Consider the following 20045-nt stretch of genomic DNA (forward strand, 5'->3'; position numbering starts at 1 on the left):
TGGTCAGTTGGTTGCCGGGCGCCAGCGGCGGATGCGGTGGCGGCTGGTGACCTCGGTCCAGATGTCGTCGCCGGATGCCGCGTCCTGCCATTCCTCCTCCGGCACCGCCGCCCGCGCCGTCCCGGGGTCGGGCTCCAGCGCGGCGGCCATGAGGCGGCGCGTGTAGGGGTGGGCCGGGGCGAGGAACACCGCGTCCGTGGGGCCCTCCTCCACCACCACGCCGTGCCGCAGCACCAGGACGCGGTCGGCGATCCCGCGGACCACCGCCAGGTCGTGGCTGATGAAGAGGCAGGCCAGCCGGCGCTCCCGGCGCAGGTCGTCCAGCAGCCGCAGGACCTCGGCCTGGACGGAGACGTCGAGCGCGGTGGTGATCTCGTCGGCGATGAGCACGTCGGGCTCGCCCGCCAGGGCCCGCGCGATGCCGATCCGCTGCCGCTGGCCGCCGGAGAGCTGGGCGGGCAGCCGGTCGGCGAACTCCGGGGGGAGGCGTACGTCGGCGATGAGGCGGCGGGCCCGTACCGCCGCGTCCGCGCGGGTGGCCGCCGTACCGAAGACACGCAGCGGGCGGCGTACCGCGTCGCCCACGGAGCGGCGGGGGTTGAGGGAGGTGTCGGCGTTCTGGAAGACGAGCTGGACCTTGCGGCGCAGGGCGCGGGGGCGCTTGCGGGACGGCGCGGTGAGGTCCCCGCCGCCCGGAGCACCGCCGCCCGGGCCGCCGCCGCCCGAAACGCCGTCGTGTCCGCCGTCGTGCCTGCCGTCGTCCCGGCTGTCCGTCGCCGTCATCGTGCCGCCGGACGGGGCGCGCAGCCCGGCCAGCGACCAGGCGAGCGTGGACTTGCCGCTGCCGGACTCCCCGACGAGCGCGAGGATCTCGCCGCGCCGGACCTGGAACGAGACGCCGTGGACGGCGCGGGTGGCCCCGTAGTCGATGGTCACGTCGCGTACGGCGACGGCCTCGGGGGCGTCGGCGGGCAGCACCGGCCGGGGGCGGATCTCGCGGGTGCCGTCCTCGGCGACCAGCGCGAGGCCCTCGTCCGCGAGGCGCGGCACACTGGCGAGCAGCCGGCGCGTGTACGGCTCGGCGGGTGCGCCGAAGAGCCGGTGCGTGGGCGCGCTCTCCACGACGCGGCCCGCGCGCAGCACGGCGACGTGGTCGGCCATGTGGGCGACCACCCCGAGGTCATGGCTGACCAGGACGGCGGCGAGGCCGAGTTCGTCGCGCAGCGCCCCGATCAGGTCGAGGACGCCGCGCTGGGTGACGACGTCCAGCCCGGTCGTCGGCTCGTCGAGGACCAGGACCCGGGGCCGGGCGGCGATGGCCATGGCGATGGCCACGCGCTGCTGCTGGCCGCCGGAGAGCTCGTGCGGATAGCGCCGGGCCAGGTCGGCGGGGCGGGGCAGCCGGACCTGTTCGAGGAGGTCCGTCACGGAGTGGCGGGCGGCGTCCTCGCCGCGCAGTGCCTCGGCGATCTGCCGGCCGACGCGCATGGAGGGGGTGAGCGCGTGTCCCGCGTTCTGGGCGACCATCGCGACCGTGCCGCCGCGCAGCCGCCGCAGCTCCCGGGCGGGGAGGGCGAAGACGTCCTGTCCGTCGACGCGTACGGTGCCGGCGGTGATCCGGGATCCGTGCCGCAGGTGGCCCAGGAGCGTGGCGGCGACGGTGGACTTGCCGCTGCCCGACTCGCCGACCAGGGCGAGGGTCCGGCCCGGCAGCACGTCGAGGGAGACGTCGTGGACGACGGGTACGTCCACGCCGCCGGAGCGGTAGGCGACATGGAGGCCGGCCACCGAGACCAGCGCGGCGTCCCGGTCGGTCGTACGGGCGGCGGCTGCGTCGCCGGTCGCGTGCGTGGTCATCAGGATCCCTCCCGTATCCGGTCGACGCCCCACGCCTTGGACAGGCCGTCGGCGGCGAGGTTGAGTCCGACCACGAGGGTGGCCAGGGCGATGATCGGCGCGAGGCTGGCCATCGGTACGACGGTGATGGCGGTGCGGTTCTCCGCGACCATCAGTCCCCAGTCGGGGGTGGGCGGGTTGGCGCCGAAGCCGAGGAAGGACAGGGAACTGATCAGCAGCACCACCCAGGAGGCGCGCATCGCGAACTCGACGCACACCACGTCGGTGATGTTGGGCAGCACCTCGCGGCGCAGGATCGACCAGGTCGACTCGCCGCGGGCGCGCGCCGCCGTGACGTAGTCCGCGGGGACGACGGCGAGGGCCGCGCCGCGCACCACCCGTACCACCTGGGGTACGTAGACGACGGCGATGGCCAGCACGATGACGGCGGGGCCCGAGCCGAGCGCGGTGACGATGACGAGCAGGGCGAGGATCGAGGGGACGGAGAGCACCGCGTCCAGCACCCGCATCAGCGCGTCGTCCAGCCGGCCGCCGCGCAGTGCGGTGGCGCAGCCGAGGACGGTGCCCAGCGCGACGGTCAGCAGGGTCGCGGCGACGGAGACACCGAGCGCGTACCGCCCGCCGTACAGCACCCGGGTGAGGACGTCACGCCCGTACTGGTCGGTTCCGGCCCAGTGGTCCGCGCCCGGTCCGAGCAGGGCGCGCGCGGAGTCGCCCACGGTGGGCGCGTACGAGGTGAGGAGCGGGGCGAGCAGGGCGACGACCACATGGACGGCGACCACCGCGAGGCCGATGGTGGCGGTACGGGAGGAACGTACGGTCCGCCAGGCACGGACGGCGAAACCGGGGCGTACGGGCGGCGCGTCCACCGCCGCGGAGAATTCCGGGACACTCACGGAACTCTTCGGGTTCTCGCTCATCGAGTCCTCCCGCCGCGGATACGGAGCTTGGGGTTCAGGGCCATCGCGCCGAGGTCGGCGGCGAGGTTGCACAGGACGTACACGACCGCGCTGATGAGGGCGATCGCCTGGATGACCGGCAGGTCGCGGTTCTGCACGGAGGAGAGCATCAGCTTGCCGATGCCCGGGTAGTTGAAGACGTTCTCGACGACGGCGACACCGCCGATGAGCCAGGCCACGTTGAGCGCGATCACATGGAGCGTGGGGAGCAGGGCACTGGGCAGCGCGTGCCGGGTCACCACGTGCCAGGAGGAGAGGCCCTTGAGCCGGGCGGTGGTGACGTACTCGCTCGCCATCACGTCGATCACGGAGGTACGGGCCATGCGGACGATGTACGCGGCCATCACGACGGCGAGCGAGGCGGCGGGCAGCCAGACGGCGGGCAGCAGTTGTCCGGCGGTGGCGGCGGGGCCGTAGAGCACGACGGCGGGAAAGAGCGGGAGCGCGACGGAGAAGGCGAGGACGAGGACGGTCGCCACGACGAACTCGGGGACGCTCATCCCGACCAGGCTGACCGTGGAGATGAGGTGGTCGGGCCAGCGGTCGCGGTAGTACCCGGCGACGACGCCGAGGACGAGGGAGCCGGTGACGGCGAACAGGACGGTGACGCCGGCGATCAGCAGGGAGTTGCCGACGTGCTGCGCGACCTCGCCGCCCACGGCCTTGCCGGAGACGAGCGAGCTGCCGAAGTCCCCCTGTACGGCGCCCTTGACCCACTGGAAGTAGCGCTCCCAGGCGGGCTGGTCGAGATGGAGCTTGTCGCGGAGCGCGGCGACGGCGGAGGGCGTGGCGTCCTTGCCGAGGACCTGCGTGGCGACATCGCCGGGCAGCGCCTGAACGGCGAGGAAGACGAGGACGGAGGAGAGCAGGAGGGTGCCGAGGGCGGTGACGACGCGGCGGGCCAGGAAGGTGAACACGGTGGTCTCAGGCTCCCTTCAGGCCGATGCCGAGATAGTCGAACTCGAATCCGTGCTCGGCGTAGCCGCGCACCTTCCGGGAGATGCCGACGAGCCGGTCCGCGAACATCGGGGTCATCGCCCCGCCCTTCTCGATGACGAAGGTCTGGGCCTGGCCGTACAGTTCGCGCCGGCGCGTGTCGTCGGTCTCGCGTCGGGCCCGGTCGAGCAGCGCGTCGAACGCCTTGTCCGACCAGGCGGTCTCGTTGTAGCCGGAGCCGCTGCGGAAGACCTGATTGAGGAGCTGGTCGACGGGGCGGCCGGTGAACCAGTAGGTGGCCATGAGCGGCTTCTTCATCCAGATCTGGGTGTAGTACGAGTCCGCCGAGGCGGTCTTGACCCTGACCCGGATGCCGGCGCGCCCGGCCGACTCCTGGTAGGCGAGGGCCATGGGCGTGAAGATCGGGTCGTAGGACGAGGTGTAGAGGTCGACGGCCAGCCGCTCCTGGCCCGCCCGCTTGAGGAGGTACCGGGCCTTCTCCGGGTCGTGGACGGGGTGGGTGGCGAGGTGGTTGGGGTCACCGGGCGGTACGGGGTTGTCCCAGCCGAGGGTGCCCGCCCCCTGGAGGGCGACCTTGAGGACGTGTTCGGGGTCGTAGGCGAGCTTCATCGCCTGCCGTACCCGGACGTCGGTGAACGGCTTCTCGGTGGTGAGCATCGGCAGGACGTACCACTGTGCGTCCTTGACCCGGGCGATGGTGGCGCGGTCGGAGGCGGCGACGACCCGGGCGGTGGCGAAGTCCAGATTGGTCTGGGAGAGCAGATCGACCTGCCCGGCGAGCAGGGCGCCCGAGCGGGCCTGCATGTCGGCGACGGAGTAGAAGTCGATGGCGTCGAGGACGGGGCGGCCGGCCCAGTGCTCCTCGTACGCGGTGACCCGGCCGGGGCCCGCGGCGGCGAAGGACGTCAGCCGGAAGGGTCCGGTGCCGATGCCGGTGCGGCCGATGGAGCGGGCGCTGCCGTCGGGGATGACATAGCAGTTGTAGTGCGTCAGCAGGCTGGGGAACTCGGCGTTCGGGGTCTTCAGCGGGACGACGAGGGTGTGGGCGTCCGGGGTGCGCAGCGTCTTCGGGTCGACGAGCGGGGCGAGGACGGCGGCCTGCGGTGACGCGGTCGCGGCGTCGAGGATGTGGCGGAGGGTGTAGGCGGCATCGGCGGAGGTGAAGGCGCGGCCGTCGTGGAAGGTGAGACCGCGGCGGAGCCGGAAGGTCCAGGTGCGGGCCTGGCCGTCCGGTTCCCAGGACTCGGCGAGGTCGGGGGCGAGCAGACCGTCGGGGCCGACCCGGACGAGCCGGTTGTAGAGGGCGCCGAGGTATTCGTACGCGGAGAGCGCGCTCGCCGGGTCGAGGGTCTCCGCCTCGGAGGCGGGCGGCCTGGCGATCCGCAGGGTGCCGCCGCGGTCGGGCCGGCCGGCGGGCGCCGCGGCGGGCAGGACGCCCGTCGCCGATCCGGTCCGGGCGCCGCCGCCGGAGCAGCCGGTGAGCAGCCAGGAGGCGCCGAGCGCCGCGCCGCCGGCCGCCGCGGCGGTGAGCAGCGCGCGGCGCGGCATCGCGGGCGCCGCGGTCCTCCCGGCCGGGCCGGTCGCCCCGGGGTCCGTTCGTCGGTCAGTGTCGGACATGTACCGGACACCCTTCGCATTGATTCGTTCCGCTGAACGATTGGGTGAAGTGCGTGAACGATAGCCAGGCGTCACTCCCCCGCCAACCCCTTGTGCGCGGAAATTAACGCGGGACATCGACTCGTTACCTGGGGCGGCGCCGGGCGCGGCGCATGGCGGGCCTCCGGGCACGGCACCTCGCGGGCCTCTGCGCGCGGCGCGTGGCGGGTGTCTGGGCGGTGGGTGTCTGGGCGGTGTGCGTGGCGGGGTGCTGCCGTCAGTCGGCGCGGGGGGCCGTCGGCGGGCCGTAGAGCGCGGCGAGTTCGGCCCCGAGGCGCGCGAGGTGCTCCCGGGCCGCCGGGGGCGCGAGGACCTCGATCCGGGCGCCCAGCCCGGCCAGTTGGGCCGCCAGGACCTCCGGCGAGGGCCCGTCGACCTCGAACTCCATCCAGCCGCGGGGCAGCGGTCCGCCGAGCCGCAGCCGTCCGGCGAACAGGCCGCGCAGCAGTGCCTCGGCGCCGCGCTCGGCACGTGCCCGTACGGTCACCGACCGCATCCGGTCCTCCATCGTCGCCGCGAGGGAGCGCCAGGCCGCGGCGAGGTCGAACCCCTCCGGGCGGACGACGGGCTCGCCGGTCGGCTCGACGGAGGTGATCCGGCTGAGCCGGAAGATCCGCAGCCCGCCCGCGCCGGTACCGGTGCCCGCGACGAGGTAGCGGACGCCGCTCTTGGTCGCGAGGCCCAGCGGATGGACGATCCGCTCGTCGGCCGGCCTGCCGGGCCGCTCGTACCCGAGACGGATCTGCGTCCCGTCGACCACGGCGCGCTCCAGCGCCCTGAGGTGCGGCGAGCCGCTCTCGTACGGGGCGGGCGGCCGGTCCGACCCGTCCGGGACGCCGGTCCGCGGCGCGGCACCGGCCTCCGCTCCCGTGTCGGTGCTGCTGGTGCCGGTGTCGGCGGGCGGTGTCTGCGGCACGGCCCGGACGAGCCCGCGCGGCGCCGTCCGGGGCTCGGGGGCGGCCGGCGAGACCCCCGCGACCAGGAACAGTTCGCGGATCTCGCCGACGGTCAGCCCGGTGAGCCCGGTCCGCGCCCCGCCCACCAGCGCCCAGCCGCCGCCCCGGCCACGCTGCGGGTAGACCGGTATACCGGCGGTCGCCAGCGCCTCCAGGTCGCGGCGCGCCGTGCGCTCCGACACGGCCAGCTCGGCCGCCACCTCGGCCGCGGTCACCCGTCCACGCGACTGGAGGAACAGCAGCGTCGCCACCAGACGATCCGCCCTCATACGACCATTCTCCTCCTGAAACCGGTCAGAAGATGGCCTGTTTGGACTGATCCATGTGACCGTAGATCCGTCTGCCAGCCTGAAGGAGCCATCCATGCGTATCGCCGTCCTCGACGACTACCAGCGGGCCGCCCGCCGTTTCACCGACTGGGACGCACTCGACGGCGACGTGGTCTTCTTCCACGAGCCGCTGTCCGGCGTGGCCGCGGTGAGCGCGGCGCTGGCCGGTTTCGACGTGGTGGTCGCCATGCGGGAACGCACCCCGTTCACCGCCGAACTCTTCGAGCGGCTGCCCGCGCTCCGGCTGCTGGTGACCACCGGCATGGTGAACGCGTCGGTGGATCTGGCGGCGGCCCGGCGGCAGGGGGTGACGGTCTGCGGGACGGAGTCGGTGCCGCACGCCACGGCGGAGCTGACATGGGGTCTGATCCTGTCGCTGGCCCGGCACATCCCCGCCGAGGCGGCGGGGATGCGGGAGGGCGGCTGGCAGCGGACGATCGGCCGCGATCTGCACGGCCGGACGCTCGGGGTCGTCGGTCTGGGGCGGCTCGGCTCCCGGGTCGCCGCGATCGGCGCCGCGTTCGGGATGCGGGTCGTCGCCTGGAGCAGCAATCTGGACGCGGACCGGGCCAGGGCGGCGGGGGTGGAGCCGGTGGACAAGCGGACGCTGTTCTCCCAGGCCGATGTCGTCACCGTGCACTACAAGCTGAGCGCGCGCAGTACGGGGCTGATCGGCGCCCAGGAGCTGTCCTGGATGAAGCCGACGGCTCTGCTCGTCAACACCTCACGGGGGCCGCTGCTCGACACCGCCGCGCTGATCGAGGCGCTGCGCGCCGAGCGGATCGCGGGGGCGGGCCTCGATGTGTACGACCTGGAGCCGCTGCCCGCCGACGACGTGCTGCGCACCCTCCCCCGCACCGTCCTGACCCCGCACCTCGGCTATGTCACCGAGGCCACGTACGAGGTGTTCTACGGTCAGGCGGCCGAGGACATCGCGGCGTTCCACGCGGGCACGCCGCTGCGCGTCCTCAACGGCTGACGCACCTCGGGGCGGTGCCGGTCCCGGGGACGGCGCCCGCCCCGTGAGGACGCCCCCGTGGGGACGGCCGGTTGGGACGCCCGGTGGGAACGGCCGCCCGCCGTGGGGGCGGGCGGCCGTCGGGTCTCCTCGGTCAGGACTCCTCGAAGTAGGCGTCCAGGACCTCGTCCAGATCCGCCTCCCACTGCTTGAGGAGGTTCTTGGCCGGTGCCTCCACCTCGGCGTCGAACCAGCGGCGCGACGAGATGTGGACCGTGACCGTGAACCGGCGCCCGAACCGGGGGGTCTTGACCTCGACCGCGCCGATCTCGTCCCAGTCGAACTCGGCCTCCTGGTCGTCCAGCCGGAACCGGACGCCCTCCCGGTCCGCGGTGATCGAACCGCGGCGGTCGCTGACCTCGAAGACGGGGCCGTCCTCGGGGCCGTCCTCCTGCCCGCCCTCGGGGCCGTCCTCCGCCGGCTCCTTCTCCGCCGCCGGATCCCGGTCGTCGTCCTCGTCCCGCTCGCCCGGCGCGTCGCGCTCTTCCGGCCCGTCCCGCCCATCGCGCTCGTCGTGCTCGTCGTGCTCGTCGTGCTCGTCGTGCTCGTCCGGTCGCTGCTCCGCCTCCGGCTGCTCCTCTCCCTTCTCCGCCGTCGCCGGAGCGGCCGCCTCGTCGGCGGCGGCCGGCTCCTCGGTCTCGCCCTCGGCCCGCCCGGGCCCCTTCCCCGCCGGCTTCGGCGGGGCGGGGGCCACGAGACCGGGGATGTACGCCGGGTCTGTACCCGCGGCGAACTCGGTCTGGATTTTCGGATCTATGCGCTGCTCCACGGCAGGAAGTATGGACGACGAAGCTGTATGAGCCCAGTGAGCCGTCCGCCGCCCCGCTCAGCCTGCCCCGACCAGCCGCAGCACCCGTACCCCGTACGGCTCCAGGGTGACCTCGTCCGCGGCGGAGCCGTCCAGTCCCGTCAGCCGCAGTCCGGCCTCGACAACGGGTTTGACCACCAGTTCCTCCCGGCCCTGGCTCACCAGCCAGACGTAGCGGCGGCCGTCCTCGTGGTCCAGGAGATCGACGGCCACCCTCAGGTCGTCCACGGTCACCGGACGGCGTACCCCCGCGTACGCGGCGAGCGCGTCGTACAGCCGCACCGTCTGTTCCGGGTTGACGCGCGGTGTGACGGAGGCCATGTGCTCCAACGGGTAGGTGCACAGCACCACGGCGCCCGCGCCGGTCTCGCGCAGCAGCAGGGCGGGGCGCCCCCGGCCGTCGGTGGCCAGCACCTCGGCTCCGTACGGCTCCACGGGCAGGAAGACCCGGCTGCTGGGCGTGCCGGCGGCGCGGAAGGAGAGGGTGTCGCCCTCGGCGAGGGTGCCGAAGGGGCGGGTGAGGGTGAGTTCGACGGTGTCGTCCTCGATCGGGTCGACCAGGCCGTACTCCAGGGTGTGCCGGACCCCGAAGAGCCGGTCGAGATGGGCGTACCAGGGGCCGCGCTGCTCCTCGTGGGCGCCGGGCGAGTAGGAGACGTAGACGGTCGCGCCGCCCCGGGCCAGCTCCTCCAGCCGGTACCAGCTCGGGGAGAGCAACTGCTTGGTGGAGGGCAGCAGATAGAGCCGGTGGCCGTCCGTGATGCCGTCGCTCTCCCGTACGACGGTGGCGGGGGCGTCGGCCAGCCGGGAGCTGATCCAGGCCTGCCGCCCGGTCCGCTCCACGTACGAGCGGTCCTCCTCCCGGGTGAAGGGGTAGAGGGTGTCCAGGTACGAGGAGACCACCAGCGCGGTGTCGGTGCCGGGCCGGACGCAGTGGCCGAAGTCGATCCGCTCCAGCAGTTCCGCGAACGCCCGGACCTCCTTGAGCTGGGGTTTGGGGGTGCCCGCGCTGTCGGTGAGCCCGAAGTGCATCTCGAAGGCGTGGTGGGAGTAGGGCGGTTGCTCGCGCAGGGTGTCGTAGTCGGTGTTGTTCCAGGCGATCCAGCCGGTGGCGCCGGCCAGCAGGCTGTTGTGGAGGGCCTGGCGGTAGTAGCGGGCGGCGTACGGTCCTGACGCGAAGTCGGAGGTGAGCCCGAACTCCTCCAGGACGACGGGGAGTCCGAAGCAGCCGGTCAGTTCGCACACCCACGCGGCGGCGTAGTGCTGGCGGACCGGGTCGTCCTCCATACGGTAGACGTGCGGGCCCAGCCAGTCGGTGAGGGCGGCGCAGTCCCGCAGCCGGAAGCCGTTGTCGTGGCCGGAGTTCTCCAGGCCCCAGGCGCCGTCACCGAGCGAGACCGGCTGCCGGGCGCCGGAGGCCCGTACGCCGTCCACCACGAGCTGGGCCCAGGCGGCCACCTCCTCCCGTGTGGCGCCCGCCCGCCCGTAGATCGGCATCTCGTTGGAGACCAGCCATCCGGCCACGGCCGGATGGTCCTTGAAGCGGGCCGCCATCTCGCGGGCGAACCACGCCTGCCGGGAGACCAGCCAGACATCGGTGTAGAGGTCCCGGCTGCCGCGCCAGGCCGGGTCCCAGTTCTCACCGGACATGTGGCCCACGAGGAAGGTGGGAACCGTGGTCATGCCGAGGGCGTGGTGCCGGTCCAGGAAGTCCGCGTAGTGGGCGCAGAGCCGCTCGTCGATCCGGTCGGGCTCCGGCATGAAGTCCGGCCAGTAGAAGAACGACCGGGTCATGTTGAGCCCGTGGTCGCGCAGCACCCGCAGCTCCTCGTCGACCACCTCGCCGCGGTACGAGCGCCACATGAGCGGCCCTCCGGTACGCGACCAGAAATTGGCGCCGATCCAGGTGACGGGGTGCTCGCCGACGGAAATCCGGGCAGCGGGACGCGGCATCTTCGTACTCTCCCTAGAACGGGGATTGATGAAATACCTGCGTGTGTGTGGGCCGTGCGCGAGAAGCGCCTCGGGCGCGCGTGGAGATCGTGTGCGGCCCCGGTGCGGACGGGGTCGGTGCCACATCTTTTCCAGTGAATCGCTGTACCGGTTTAGCGTCAACCCCGCACGGCATTACCGTAAACCGGTTTAGGACTCCGCCGCGGGCGGCGGCGCGACGCTGCCGCGCGGGGTGAGACGGGGCGCCGGGTCCTGGCGGTCCGGTACCGCGAGCCCGCCGGCCGCCTCGCGCAGCATCCGCGCCGCACGCGCGCCGTGGGCCACGATGTCCCTGCTCAGCGCGGTCAGCGGCGGGTCCACCAGCTCGCACAGGGCGGAGTCGTCCCAGGCGACGACGGAGAGGTCGGCGGGCACCCGTACGCCCAGGGAGTGCGCGGCGGTCAGCCCCGACACGGCCATCACGTCGTTGTCGTAGAGGATCGCGGTGGGCGGGCGGTCCGCGCCGAGGAGGGCGCGGGTGGCCGCCGCGCCGCCCTCCCCGCTGTAGTCGGCCTCGACGGTCCTGCCGGTGAGCCCCCGGTCCCGTACGGCCGCGTCGAAGGCCGCCGTACGGATCGCCGTGTGGCGCAGCGGAGCCGGGCCGCCGACCCGGGCGAGGCGGCGATGGCCCAGGCCGGCGAGGTGGTCGACGACGGTGGTGACGGCCGCGGCGTCGTCGCTCCACACGGCGGGCAGCCCGCGGGTGCCGATGGGCGCGCCGATCACCACGGTGGGCAGGCCCAGCTCCTCCAGCACGGGGACACGGGCGTCGTCGACCTTCAGGTCCACCAGGAAGACGCCGTCCACCCGGCGCCGGGCCGACCAGGAGCGGTAGAGCGCGATCTCGGTGGCCCGGTCCTCGGCCATGGTGAAGACGAGGGGGGTGGCATCGGCGATCAGTTCGGCCTGGATCCCTGAGATGAGCTGCATGAAGAAGGGTTCGAGGCCGAGGGTGTGCGCCGGGCGGTCGATGACCAGGCCGAACGCCCCCGCCGTGCCCCCGGAGAGCGCCCGCGCCGCGCTGTTGGGCTGCCAGCCCAGCTCCTGGGCGATGGCCCGGATACGCCGCCGGGTGGGTTCCGAGACGCCGGGGCGGTCGTTGAGGGCGAAGGAGACGGCAGCCTTGGTGACGCCGGCCCGATCGGCGATATCGGCCATGGTGGGGCGCTTCACGGTGGGGTGCCTCGCTTTTCTCCGCAGGTGCGGACGGCGGCCCGGGACGGGGGCCGGAGATGAATATGGCCGAATCGGTCCGGGAGGAAATCCCGGCCCTGGCACATCGTTCACCGGGGAAGTCGAGAAAAGCAATGCACCGGCATTGACACTCGCTTTCCGGCGCCTTTAATTTCACGGCGCCGGAAGGTGTGCGGACCACCCCCATCGGACCATCCCCCCATCGGACCACCCCCCACATCGGACCACCCCCATCCACCCTCGTACAGCCGAGCCAAGGGGCCGACATGACCGTACCGACCGTGACCACCACGCGCGCGGGCCGCAGGACGCCGCCCTCCGTGCCGCTGCTCGCCACCGCCGTCGCCGGCGCGCTGCTGGTGGCCGGCTGCACCGGCGGCGGGGCCGCCTCCCGGGGCGAGGAGGCGAAGGCTGCCGGCGACCCGTCGAAGGTCTCCGGGACCATCACCGTGCTGACCCACCGGACGGACTGGGTGCAGGACGGCACGATGAAGAAGTACGCCGACGCGTTCCGGAAGGTCTACCCCAAGGTGACCGTCAAGTTCGACGGGATCACCGACTACGAGGGGGAGGTCAAGATCCGGATGAACACCGAGAACTACGGCGACGTCCTCATGATCCCGGCCGCGATCAAACGGAACGACTACCCGAAGTTCTTCGCCTCCCTGGGCAGTCGGGCGGAGCGGGCGAAGAAGTATCAGTTCACCGCCTTCACCACGGTGGACGACAAGGTCTACGGGCAGAGCCCGATCGGGGTGACGCCCGGCTTCCTCTACAACAGGAAGGTGTGGGAACGGGCCGGGGTCACCGAGTGGCCCACGACGCCCGCCGCCTTCCTCGACGATCTGAAGGCGATCAAGTCGCGGACGGACGCGGTGCCGTACTACACCAACTTCAAGGACATGTGGCCGCTCACCTCATGGACGAACGCACTGGGTTCGGTGAGCTGCGACGCCCGGGCGAACAACCTGCTGGCGACGACCGACCCGTGGGCCGAGGGGTCCGAACTGCGCGCCATCGACACCCTGCTGTACGACATGGTGCGCGGCAAGCTGGTCGAGAAGGACCCGTCGACCACCAACTGGGAGGGGTCGAAGCCGCGGTTGGCCAAGGGGGAGATCGCCACGATGTGGCTGGGCTCCTGGGCGATCACCCAGTTCCGGGCCGCCGCGGAGCAGGCCGGCACGGACCCCGACGACATCGGCTTCATGCCCTACCCCGCCCAGGTGGACGGCGCGTTCTGCGCGGTCGCGTCGCCGGACTACGCGCAGGCGGTGAACGTCCACTCGAAGCGGAAGGAGGCGGCGCGCGCCTGGGTCGACTGGTTCACCGAGAAGTCCGGGTACGCGGCCGACAACCTGGCGCTCTCACCGCTGAAGGGCGACCCGCTGCCGGACGTGCTGAAGCCGTACACGGACCGGGGTGTGAAATTCATCGAGCTGGACCAGAAGGACGCGGCGCTGGTCAACGAGATCGACAACGCGGCCGAGGTCGGCCTGCAGAAGCCGGACTACCGCCAGGACCTGGTCGATGTGGCGCGCGGTGCCGCCCAGGGCGATCTCGACGGGTTCCTCTCCGGGCTCTCCCGGCGCTGGACCGAGGCGGAGAAGAGCGCGGGCGCGCGATGACGCGGCGGCTGTGGCGGGAGCTGACGCCCTGGCTCTTCCTGCTCGTACCGCTGACGCTGCTGGTGGTCTTCACGTACGCCCCGGTCGTCAACATGATCGTGTACAGCTTCACGGACTGGGACGGGGTCAGCCCGGATCTCGCGTTCACCGGGATCGGCAACTACGTGGAGCTCTTCACCCGGCCCGAGTTGTTCCAGGTCTTCTTCGTCAGCGGCTACTACCTGGCGGCGTCGGTGGTGCAGATCGCCGCCGCGCTCTACTTCGCGACGGTGCTGAGCTTCCGCACCCGGTTCCGTAACTTCTTCAAGGGCGTGCTGTTCTTCCCGTATCTGATCAACGGGGTCGCGATCGGCTTCGTCTTCCTCTACTTCTTCCAGGACGGCGGCACACTCGACTCGGTGCTGCGGCTGTTCGGGATCGCAGGTGACCACGCCTGGCTCTCCTCCGCCACTTCGGCCAACGTCTCCCTGGCCGGGGTCTCGGTGTGGCGGTTCATGGGGCTGAACTTCGTGCTGTTCCTCGGCGCGATCCAGTCGATCCCCGGTGAGCTGTACGAGGCGTCCGAACTGGACGGGGCGAATCGCTGGCAGCAGTTCCGGCACATCATCGCGCCCGGCATCCGGCCGGTGCTGAGCCTCAGTGTGATCCTCGCGGTCTCCGGTTCGCTCTCGGTCTTCGAGATCCCGTACATCATGACCGGCGGGGCCACCGGCACCGAGACCTTCGTGATCCAGACCGTGAAGCTGGCGTTCCAGTTCAACAAGACGGGGCTGGCCTCGGCGGCGGCGGTCGTCCTGCTGCTGATCATCCTGGCGGTGACCTGGGTGCAGCGCCGTCTCGTCCCGGACGACAAGGTGGATCTCGTATGAGCGCCCGCGCCCGGCTGGCCGGCTCCCTGAAGTACCTCTCCCTGGTGGTGGCGGCCGTGGTGGTGCTGCTGCCCCTCGCGGTGGTCTTCCTGACCTCGCTGAAGACCGGGAAGGAGATGGCCGACGGCAGCGGCGCGCTGGCGCTGCCGGACAACCCGCTCAACTTCGGGAACTACGCGACGGCGTTCTCCGACGGCAGGATGCTCGGCGCCTTCGGGAACACCGCGTTCATCCTGCTCTTCGCGATCACCGGGACGGTGGTCATCGGCTCCATGACGGCGTACGCCGTCGACCGCTTCGACTTCCGGTTCCGGCGGCTGGTGGTCGCGCTCTTCCTGGTCGCGACGCTGGTGCCCGGGGTGACGACGCAGGTGGCGACCTTCCAGATCGTCAACAGCTTCGGGCTCTTCGACTCGCTCTGGGCGCCGATCGTGCTCTACATGGGCACCGACATCGTCTCGATCTACATCTTCCTCCAGTTCATCCGGGGGATCCCGGTCTCGCTCGACGAATCGGCGCGGCTGGACGGCGCGAACTCCTTCACGGTCTTCTGGAGGATCATCTTCCCGCTGCTCAAGCCGGCCGTCGCCACGGTGGTCATCATCAAGGGCATCACGGTCTACAACGACTTCTACCTTCCGTTCCTCTACATGCCGTCCGAGGAACGGGGCACCATCTCCACGTCGTTGTTCCGCTTCAAGGGCCCTTTCGGGGCGCACTGGGAGAACATCTCGGCGGGGGCGGTGCTGGTCATCGTGCCGACGCTGGTCGCGTTCCTCTTCCTCCAGCGCTACATCTACAACGGCTTCACGCGGGGTGCGACTCGCTGAGACCGCCGGGGGCGAACCAGGTGGGCGCGTCGTTGAGCGCCTGCTTGATCCGGAAGCGCGCGAACTCGGGCAGCTCCGGCAGCGCGTCCACGGAGAACCACGCGACGTCCAGCGACTCGTCGTCGTTGACGCGCGCCTCGCCCCCGACGGCCCGGCAGCGGAAGGTGATGTCCATGTACTGGCAGGTGTCGCCGTTGGGATAGACGACCGGCTTCAGCGTCTGGACGAGTACGACCCGCTCCGCCTCGCACCGTACGGCGGTCTCCTCGTACACCTCGCGCACCGCCGCGACGGCGGGCTGCTCCCCCGGCTCGGGGATGCCGCCGATGACCGACCACCCGCCCGTGTCGGCGCGCCGCCCGAGCAGGACGCGCCCCTCGTCGTCGAAGACGATGGCGCTCACGCCCGGCAGGAAGAGCAGCTGGTGGCCGGCGTCGGCCCGGATCTCGCGGATGAAGTCAGGGGTTCCCATGCCACCGACCCTAACCGGCGGCTCCGGCGCTCAAGCCGCCTTCCGGGCACGCCGGTCGCGTACGGCGCCGAGCGCCACCCAGCCCAGTCCGGCCACCGCTACGGCCGCCAGAAGCGCCTCGGGCAGCGGGCCGAGCCGGGTCGCGGGCGTCAGCGAGGAGCGCAGCGGGACCTTCGCGACCAGCGCGTCCGGGGTGAACATCCCGCTCCGCTCGGTGATCCGGCCGTCGGGCTGGATGATGGCGCTGACCCCGCTGGTGACCGGGACGACCACGGTCCTGCTGTGCTCGACGGCCCGCACCCGTGACATCGCGAGCTGCTGGTACGTCATCTCGCTGCGGTCGAACGTGGCGTTGTTGCTGGGGACGGAGATGAGCTGGGCGCCGTGCGTGACGGCGTCCCGTACGGTCCAGTCGAACGCCGCCTCGTAGCAGGTGGCGAGGCCGACCTCGGTGCCCGCCATGTCGAAGACACCGGTTTTGTCGCCGCGGCCGAAGTCCCTGCGGACCATCTCCGCGTAGCCGGGGCTGATCCACCGCACCACGGAGCGCAGCGGAAGGTACTCGCCGAACGGCTGGATCTCCCGCTTGTCGTACGTGGCGGTCGGGCCACGCTCGGGGTCCCAGAGGATCTGCCGGTTGTACAGCGGGCCGCTGTCGGGCGTGACGACGGCGCCGACGGAGATCGGGGCGCCGATCGCCTTGGCCGCCTGGTCGATCACGTCGTACGCGTCGGCGTTGCGGTACGGGTCGATGTCGGAGGAGTTCTCCGGCCACAGGACGACGTCGGGCCGCGGCTCCTTGCCCGCCTTCACCTCGGCGGCGAGCTGCAGCGTCCTGCGCACATGGTTGTCGAGAACGGCCCGGCGCTGGGCGTTGAACTCCAGGCCGGCGCGCGGCACGTTGCCCTGGACCGCGGCGACGGTCGCGGTCCCGTCCTGCGCCGAGTCGCTGACGAGCGGCAGCGCGGCGAGCGCCGCGACGACCGGGACGAGGACGGTGGCCGCCGCCGCGACGACCGCTCCTCGCGGGACCGTGCGGGTCGCGCGGTACGCGAGGACCTGGCGGACGCCCTCGTACAACCCGAAGCCGCAGAGCACGACGGCGAAGCCGAGCACGGGGGTGCCGCCGACCGCGGCGAGCGGCAGGAAGACGCCGTCCGCCTGGCCGAAGGCGATCTTGCCCCAGGGGAAACCGCCGAACGGCACCCGGGCGCGCGCCGCCTCGCCGAGGATCCAGACCGCCGCGGCCCAGACGGGCCACAGCGGCAGCCTGCTGACGGCGGCGATCCCGAGCCCGGTGAACGCGATGAACACGGCTTCCAGCGCGACGAGACCGAGCCAGGGGCCCGGTCCCACCTCGGTGCCGGTCCAGAACAGCAGCGGCAGCAGGAAGCCGAGCCCCGCGAGATAGCCGAGGCCGAGCGCCGCCCGCGCCCGGCGCCCGTACAGGCTCCAGGCGAGCAGGGCGAAGCCGGGCAGGGCCAGCCACCACAGGGTGCGGGGCGGGAAGCTCGCGTAGAGCAGCAGACCGGCCGCCGCGGCTCCGGCCGGTCGGGCGAACCGCCGGAACAGGGACGGCCCGGGGCCGGTCGGGGCGGCGGGCTGCGGGGGTTCGACGGTGGTCATGGTGGCGCTCACCTGGCGGAGTCTACGGTGACACCGCCGGTGCCGGGAGTGAGACCTCCGCCCTTCCGCCGGCGCCCGCGCCGGGGGCGGAAGCCGCGGTCCGGCGGGCCCCTCGGCCGGAACCGGAGGGAATCCTTCTCCGCAATCCCTCCACAAACGCCCGTCCCTGCCGTTAACGTGTGCGCCAGTCCGTGGCGTATGGGACGGATCCGGCCATGCGCACGGGGGGCAAGACCGACACAGTTCGAGCGACAGGCCCTGGGGGGTCGGCACCATGTCCGCACCGGCGGAACGGACCGCGGCGGGGCGGCGCGGCAGAGCACCCGACGCGGTCGGCGCCGCGCTGCTCGCCGGCTGCGCCCTATGGGCGCTGATCAGCACGGCCGGGCGGGAGGCCAGGCCCGAAGGGGTGCTGCTCGCGGTGCTCGCCGTCACCACGGGGTACGTCGTCGGCCGGATCAGCGGATCGCTCGTACCGGTCGCGACCGCGTCCGCCATGGCGCTCCTCTGGCTCGCCGGAGCGATCACATCGAGCCAGGAGACGTTCGGCACGGCGGTGAGCGCGGCCGCCCCTCCCGGCGACTCCGGCGCGGTGGCCGCGCTGCTGGTACTGGGCGGCGGGGCCGCCTGCTGCGCCGGTACGGGGGCCCGCCGGGCGTCCGGGCGGCTGGCGCTGCGGCTGCTGGCCCTGGCGATCGCGGGCTGCGCGCTGCTGCTCGGCTCGGTCGTGGGGTTCCTCGCCACCCTCGGCGTGCTGCTGTGCTCGCTGGCCGCGGCCCGGCTGCGCGGGCGGTTCCTGTGGCTCGCGGGGTACGCGCTGATCACGGTGCTGGTCGTCGGGACGTCCTGGGCGGTGGCGGAGCGCGCGCTCCCCGAGGGGCTCACGGTCTCGCTGGAGGGGCAGCTCACCCAGCACCGGGTGGAGCTGTGGCACGACGCCGCCGAGCTGGCGAGGGAGCGTCCGGGGCGCGGGATCGGCCCCGACCGGTTCGGTGATCTCAGCCCGACGGTGTCCCGGTCGCTGGACGACGACGGCAAGCCGCATTCGGCACCGCTCCAGCAGGCGGCCGAGCAGGGTGTGGTGGGGGTGGTACTGCTGGGGGCGCTGTTCGGCTGGTTGCTGTACGTACTGGGGCGCTCGCCCTGCTCCACTCCGGTGATTCTGACGGCGGGGGCCGCGCTGACGGCGCTGGCCGCGGTGGCGACCGTGGGGAACGCGCTGAGCTTCACGCAGGTGACGGCGGGCGCGGGGCTGCTGGCCGGGCTGGCGACGGCCCGGCCGGCGGCGGGCACCGGCCCTGGCGCGCCGCCGGAACCGGCCGGGAGCGCGCGGACCGGGGCCCCGGCGGAGGTCTAGGGCCTGTCGTTGCGGGTGTACGTGCAGGGCCTGCCGTTCGGCTCGTCCGGGCCGCTGACGAGGCCGGGCCGCCGGGGCTCAGGCGCCCGCCGTGCCCGTGCCGGTCGCGGGCAGCAGGCCCAGCCGGTGGCGGATGATCCGTACCGCCGACTCGGCGTCGTCCACCGTGACCGTGAACGTACGGCCGTCGCCGAGCTTGAGGACCAGGGCCTCGCCCCGCCGCACCACCACCGCCGTGCCCATCTCGGGGCGCCAGCGGTAGCCCCAGCCGCCCCACTGGCGCGGGGTGACCCGGGGTGCGAAGTCGGCGTCCACGACCTGGGCGAACTCGATGCGTCTGCGGGGCAGGCCCATGTGGCCGCAGCGCACCTCCAGGCACTCCTTGTCGACGCTGACGGCCACATGGACGAAGGCGAGCGTGCCGAAGAGGATCAGCAGGCCCGCCGCCACACAGCCGACGACGGACATCAGCAGGGCCACGGGACCGCTGTTCCAGCTGGAGTCGACGGCCAGCTCGACGCCGAGCGCGACACAGGCCGCGCCGACGGCCGCCAGCAGCCACTGCACACGGTTGGTGGCCCGGCCGTTCCAGGTCTCCGGCGGGGGCGGGGCCACCGGGCTCTCGGGCCCGGGATGCTCCTTCATGCCATGCAGCGTACTCAGATTCCGCCCGTCGGGGAGCCCCTGTGGACAACCGGCGGGCGCTACGCCGAACGGGTCACTCGGCCCGTACGAGACCCGCGAGCGCCCGTCCCTCCGCGTACGCCAGCGCGGCGGGCGGCAGCGCGGACTCGCGCCCGCCCAGCAGCACGGTGAGCCGCCCGACGGCACCGCCGGGCTCGGGCCGCCCGCCGGCCCGGCGCAGCGCCTGTGCAGCGACCGCGCCGGCCGAGCCGTACAGCGCGGGGTCCGGCAGGCCGGGCCCGCGGACCGCCGCGAGGATACGCCCGGCGACCAGCTCGTAATGGGTGCAGCCGAGGACGACGGCCCGTACGCCACGCGGTGTCAGCGCGGCGGCGGCCGCCACCGCGCGGTCGATCGCCTCCTCGTCCGCGTGCTGCACGGCGTCCGCGAGTCCGGGGCACGGCACTTCGGTGACGTCGGCCGCGGCGGCGAAGTCGCGGATCAGGGCGCGCTGGTACGGGCTGCCGGTGGTGGCCGGGGTCGCCCAGATCGCGACGGGGCCGCCACCGGAGGCCGCCGGCTTGATCGCCGGGACGGTGCCGATGACGGGCAGCCGGGGCTCCAGCTCGGCGCGGAGCGCGGGCAGCGCGTGGACCGAGGCGGTGTTGCAGGCGATGATCAGGGCGTCGGGGCGGTGCCCGGCCGCGGCGCGGGCGACGGCGAGGGCCCGCTCGGTGACGTCCTCGGGGGTACGGGGCCCCCAGGGCATCGAGTCGGGGTCCGAGGAGAGGACGAGATCGGCTTCGGGGCACAGCCGCCGTACCGCGTCCGCCGCCGCGAGCAGGCCGATGCCGGAGTCCATGAGCGCGATCTTCACCCGGTCACCATAGTCGACGGCACTTGCGGTCCTCCT

Annotated in this window: 17 protein-coding genes; 5 read left to right on the forward strand and 12 right to left on the reverse strand. The window is 72.8% G+C overall.

The window, feature by feature from the left end:
- Positions 1 to 3: 3 nt before the first annotated feature.
- The 5 genes from ACFXKG_RS18095 to ACFXKG_RS18115 all read right to left on the reverse strand — a co-directional run bounded on the left by ACFXKG_RS18095 (position 4) and on the right by ACFXKG_RS18115 (position 6654).
- Positions 4 to 1857 carry a dipeptide ABC transporter ATP-binding protein gene (locus ACFXKG_RS18095; protein ID WP_384839405.1) on the reverse strand — a complete coding sequence of 618 codons (1854 nt, stop codon included), beginning with the start codon at positions 1855 to 1857 and terminating at the stop codon, positions 4 to 6.
- Complete coding sequence (locus ACFXKG_RS18100; protein ID WP_384839408.1) at positions 1857 to 2777, reverse strand: ABC transporter permease; 921 nt, start codon at positions 2775 to 2777, stop codon at positions 1857 to 1859. Before ACFXKG_RS18100 ends, ACFXKG_RS18095 begins: the two co-directional genes overlap by 1 nt.
- Positions 2774 to 3733 carry an ABC transporter permease gene (locus tag ACFXKG_RS18105; protein WP_384839412.1) on the reverse strand — a complete coding sequence of 320 codons (960 nt, stop codon included), beginning with the start codon at positions 3731 to 3733 and terminating at the stop codon, positions 2774 to 2776. Before ACFXKG_RS18105 ends, ACFXKG_RS18100 begins: the two co-directional genes overlap by 4 nt.
- A 7-nt stretch (positions 3734 to 3740) precedes the next feature.
- Complete coding sequence (locus tag ACFXKG_RS18110; protein ID WP_384839415.1) at positions 3741 to 5390, reverse strand: ABC transporter substrate-binding protein; 1650 nt, start codon at positions 5388 to 5390, stop codon at positions 3741 to 3743.
- A gap of 256 nt (positions 5391 to 5646) precedes the next feature.
- A complete protein-coding gene (locus ACFXKG_RS18115) occupies positions 5647 to 6654 on the reverse strand; it encodes a helix-turn-helix transcriptional regulator (protein ID WP_384839420.1) in 1008 nt (335 codons plus the stop codon).
- 94 nt (positions 6655 to 6748) lie between these two features.
- Here ACFXKG_RS18115 and ACFXKG_RS18120 point away from each other — a divergent pair, with 94 nt between their 5' ends.
- On the forward strand, positions 6749 to 7693 hold the full coding sequence (locus ACFXKG_RS18120; RefSeq protein WP_384839423.1) for a D-2-hydroxyacid dehydrogenase family protein: 945 nt from the start codon (positions 6749 to 6751) through the stop codon (positions 7691 to 7693).
- Positions 7694 to 7826: 133 nt separating this feature from the next.
- Here the strand turns inward: ACFXKG_RS18120 and ACFXKG_RS18125 are convergent, their stop codons facing one another.
- The 3 genes from ACFXKG_RS18125 to ACFXKG_RS18135 all read right to left on the reverse strand — a co-directional run bounded on the left by ACFXKG_RS18125 (position 7827) and on the right by ACFXKG_RS18135 (position 11705).
- Complete coding sequence (locus ACFXKG_RS18125) at positions 7827 to 8501, reverse strand: hypothetical protein (RefSeq protein ID WP_384839426.1); 675 nt, start codon at positions 8499 to 8501, stop codon at positions 7827 to 7829.
- Between the two features lie 57 nt (positions 8502 to 8558).
- Positions 8559 to 10493, reverse strand: a complete 1935-nt coding sequence (locus ACFXKG_RS18130; protein WP_384839429.1) for a cellulase family glycosylhydrolase — start codon at positions 10491 to 10493, stop codon at positions 8559 to 8561.
- A 189-nt stretch (positions 10494 to 10682) separates the two neighbouring features.
- Positions 10683 to 11705 (reverse strand): LacI family DNA-binding transcriptional regulator, encoded by a 1023-nt coding sequence (locus ACFXKG_RS18135; RefSeq protein ID WP_384839432.1) that lies wholly within the window; start codon positions 11703 to 11705, stop codon positions 10683 to 10685.
- Between the two features lie 287 nt (positions 11706 to 11992).
- Here ACFXKG_RS18135 and ACFXKG_RS18140 point away from each other — a divergent pair, with 287 nt between their 5' ends.
- Genes ACFXKG_RS18140 through ACFXKG_RS18150 form a run of 3 tightly spaced genes read left to right on the forward strand, consistent with a single transcriptional unit; the run spans position 11993 to position 15053 of the window.
- The gene (locus ACFXKG_RS18140) at positions 11993 to 13354 is read left to right on the forward strand and encodes an ABC transporter substrate-binding protein (RefSeq protein ID WP_384839435.1); all 1362 of its coding nucleotides are present in this window, start codon (positions 11993 to 11995) and stop codon (positions 13352 to 13354) included.
- Entirely contained in the window at positions 13351 to 14223 is an 873-nt protein-coding gene (locus tag ACFXKG_RS18145) for a carbohydrate ABC transporter permease (protein ID WP_384839438.1), read from the forward strand. Before ACFXKG_RS18140 ends, ACFXKG_RS18145 begins: the two co-directional genes overlap by 4 nt.
- Complete coding sequence (locus ACFXKG_RS18150; RefSeq protein WP_384839441.1) at positions 14220 to 15053, forward strand: carbohydrate ABC transporter permease; 834 nt, start codon at positions 14220 to 14222, stop codon at positions 15051 to 15053. The genes ACFXKG_RS18145 and ACFXKG_RS18150 overlap by 4 nt, the downstream gene beginning before the upstream one ends.
- Here the strand turns inward: ACFXKG_RS18150 and ACFXKG_RS18155 are convergent.
- Both ACFXKG_RS18155 and lnt read right to left on the reverse strand, forming a co-directional pair.
- Positions 15031 to 15525 carry an NUDIX domain-containing protein gene (locus ACFXKG_RS18155; protein ID WP_384839444.1) on the reverse strand — a complete coding sequence of 165 codons (495 nt, stop codon included), beginning with the start codon at positions 15523 to 15525 and terminating at the stop codon, positions 15031 to 15033. The genes ACFXKG_RS18150 and ACFXKG_RS18155 overlap by 23 nt on opposite strands.
- 30 nt (positions 15526 to 15555) lie before the next feature.
- Positions 15556 to 17163: an apolipoprotein N-acyltransferase gene (lnt, locus tag ACFXKG_RS18160; RefSeq protein WP_384839446.1), complete on the reverse strand. Its 1608-nt coding sequence runs from the start codon at positions 17161 to 17163 to the stop codon at positions 15556 to 15558.
- Positions 17164 to 17425: 262 nt separating this feature from the next.
- On the opposite strand from lnt, the gene ACFXKG_RS18165 reads away from it, so the two are divergent.
- Positions 17426 to 18508, forward strand: a complete 1083-nt coding sequence (locus ACFXKG_RS18165; RefSeq protein WP_384839450.1) for an O-antigen ligase family protein — start codon at positions 17426 to 17428, stop codon at positions 18506 to 18508.
- A gap of 78 nt (positions 18509 to 18586) precedes the next feature.
- Here ACFXKG_RS18165 and ACFXKG_RS18170 read toward each other — a convergent pair whose 3' ends face one another.
- On the reverse strand, positions 18587 to 19153 hold the full coding sequence (locus tag ACFXKG_RS18170) for a hypothetical protein (RefSeq protein WP_384839453.1): 567 nt from the start codon (positions 19151 to 19153) through the stop codon (positions 18587 to 18589).
- 73 nt (positions 19154 to 19226) lie between these two features.
- Positions 19227 to 20009: a glutamate racemase gene (locus ACFXKG_RS18175; RefSeq protein ID WP_384839456.1), complete on the reverse strand. Its 783-nt coding sequence runs from the start codon at positions 20007 to 20009 to the stop codon at positions 19227 to 19229.
- Positions 20010 to 20045 lie beyond the last annotated feature (36 nt).

This window comes from Streptomyces sp. NPDC059255, assembly GCF_042752355.1.
GTDB lineage: Bacteria > Actinomycetota > Actinomycetes > Streptomycetales > Streptomycetaceae > Streptomyces.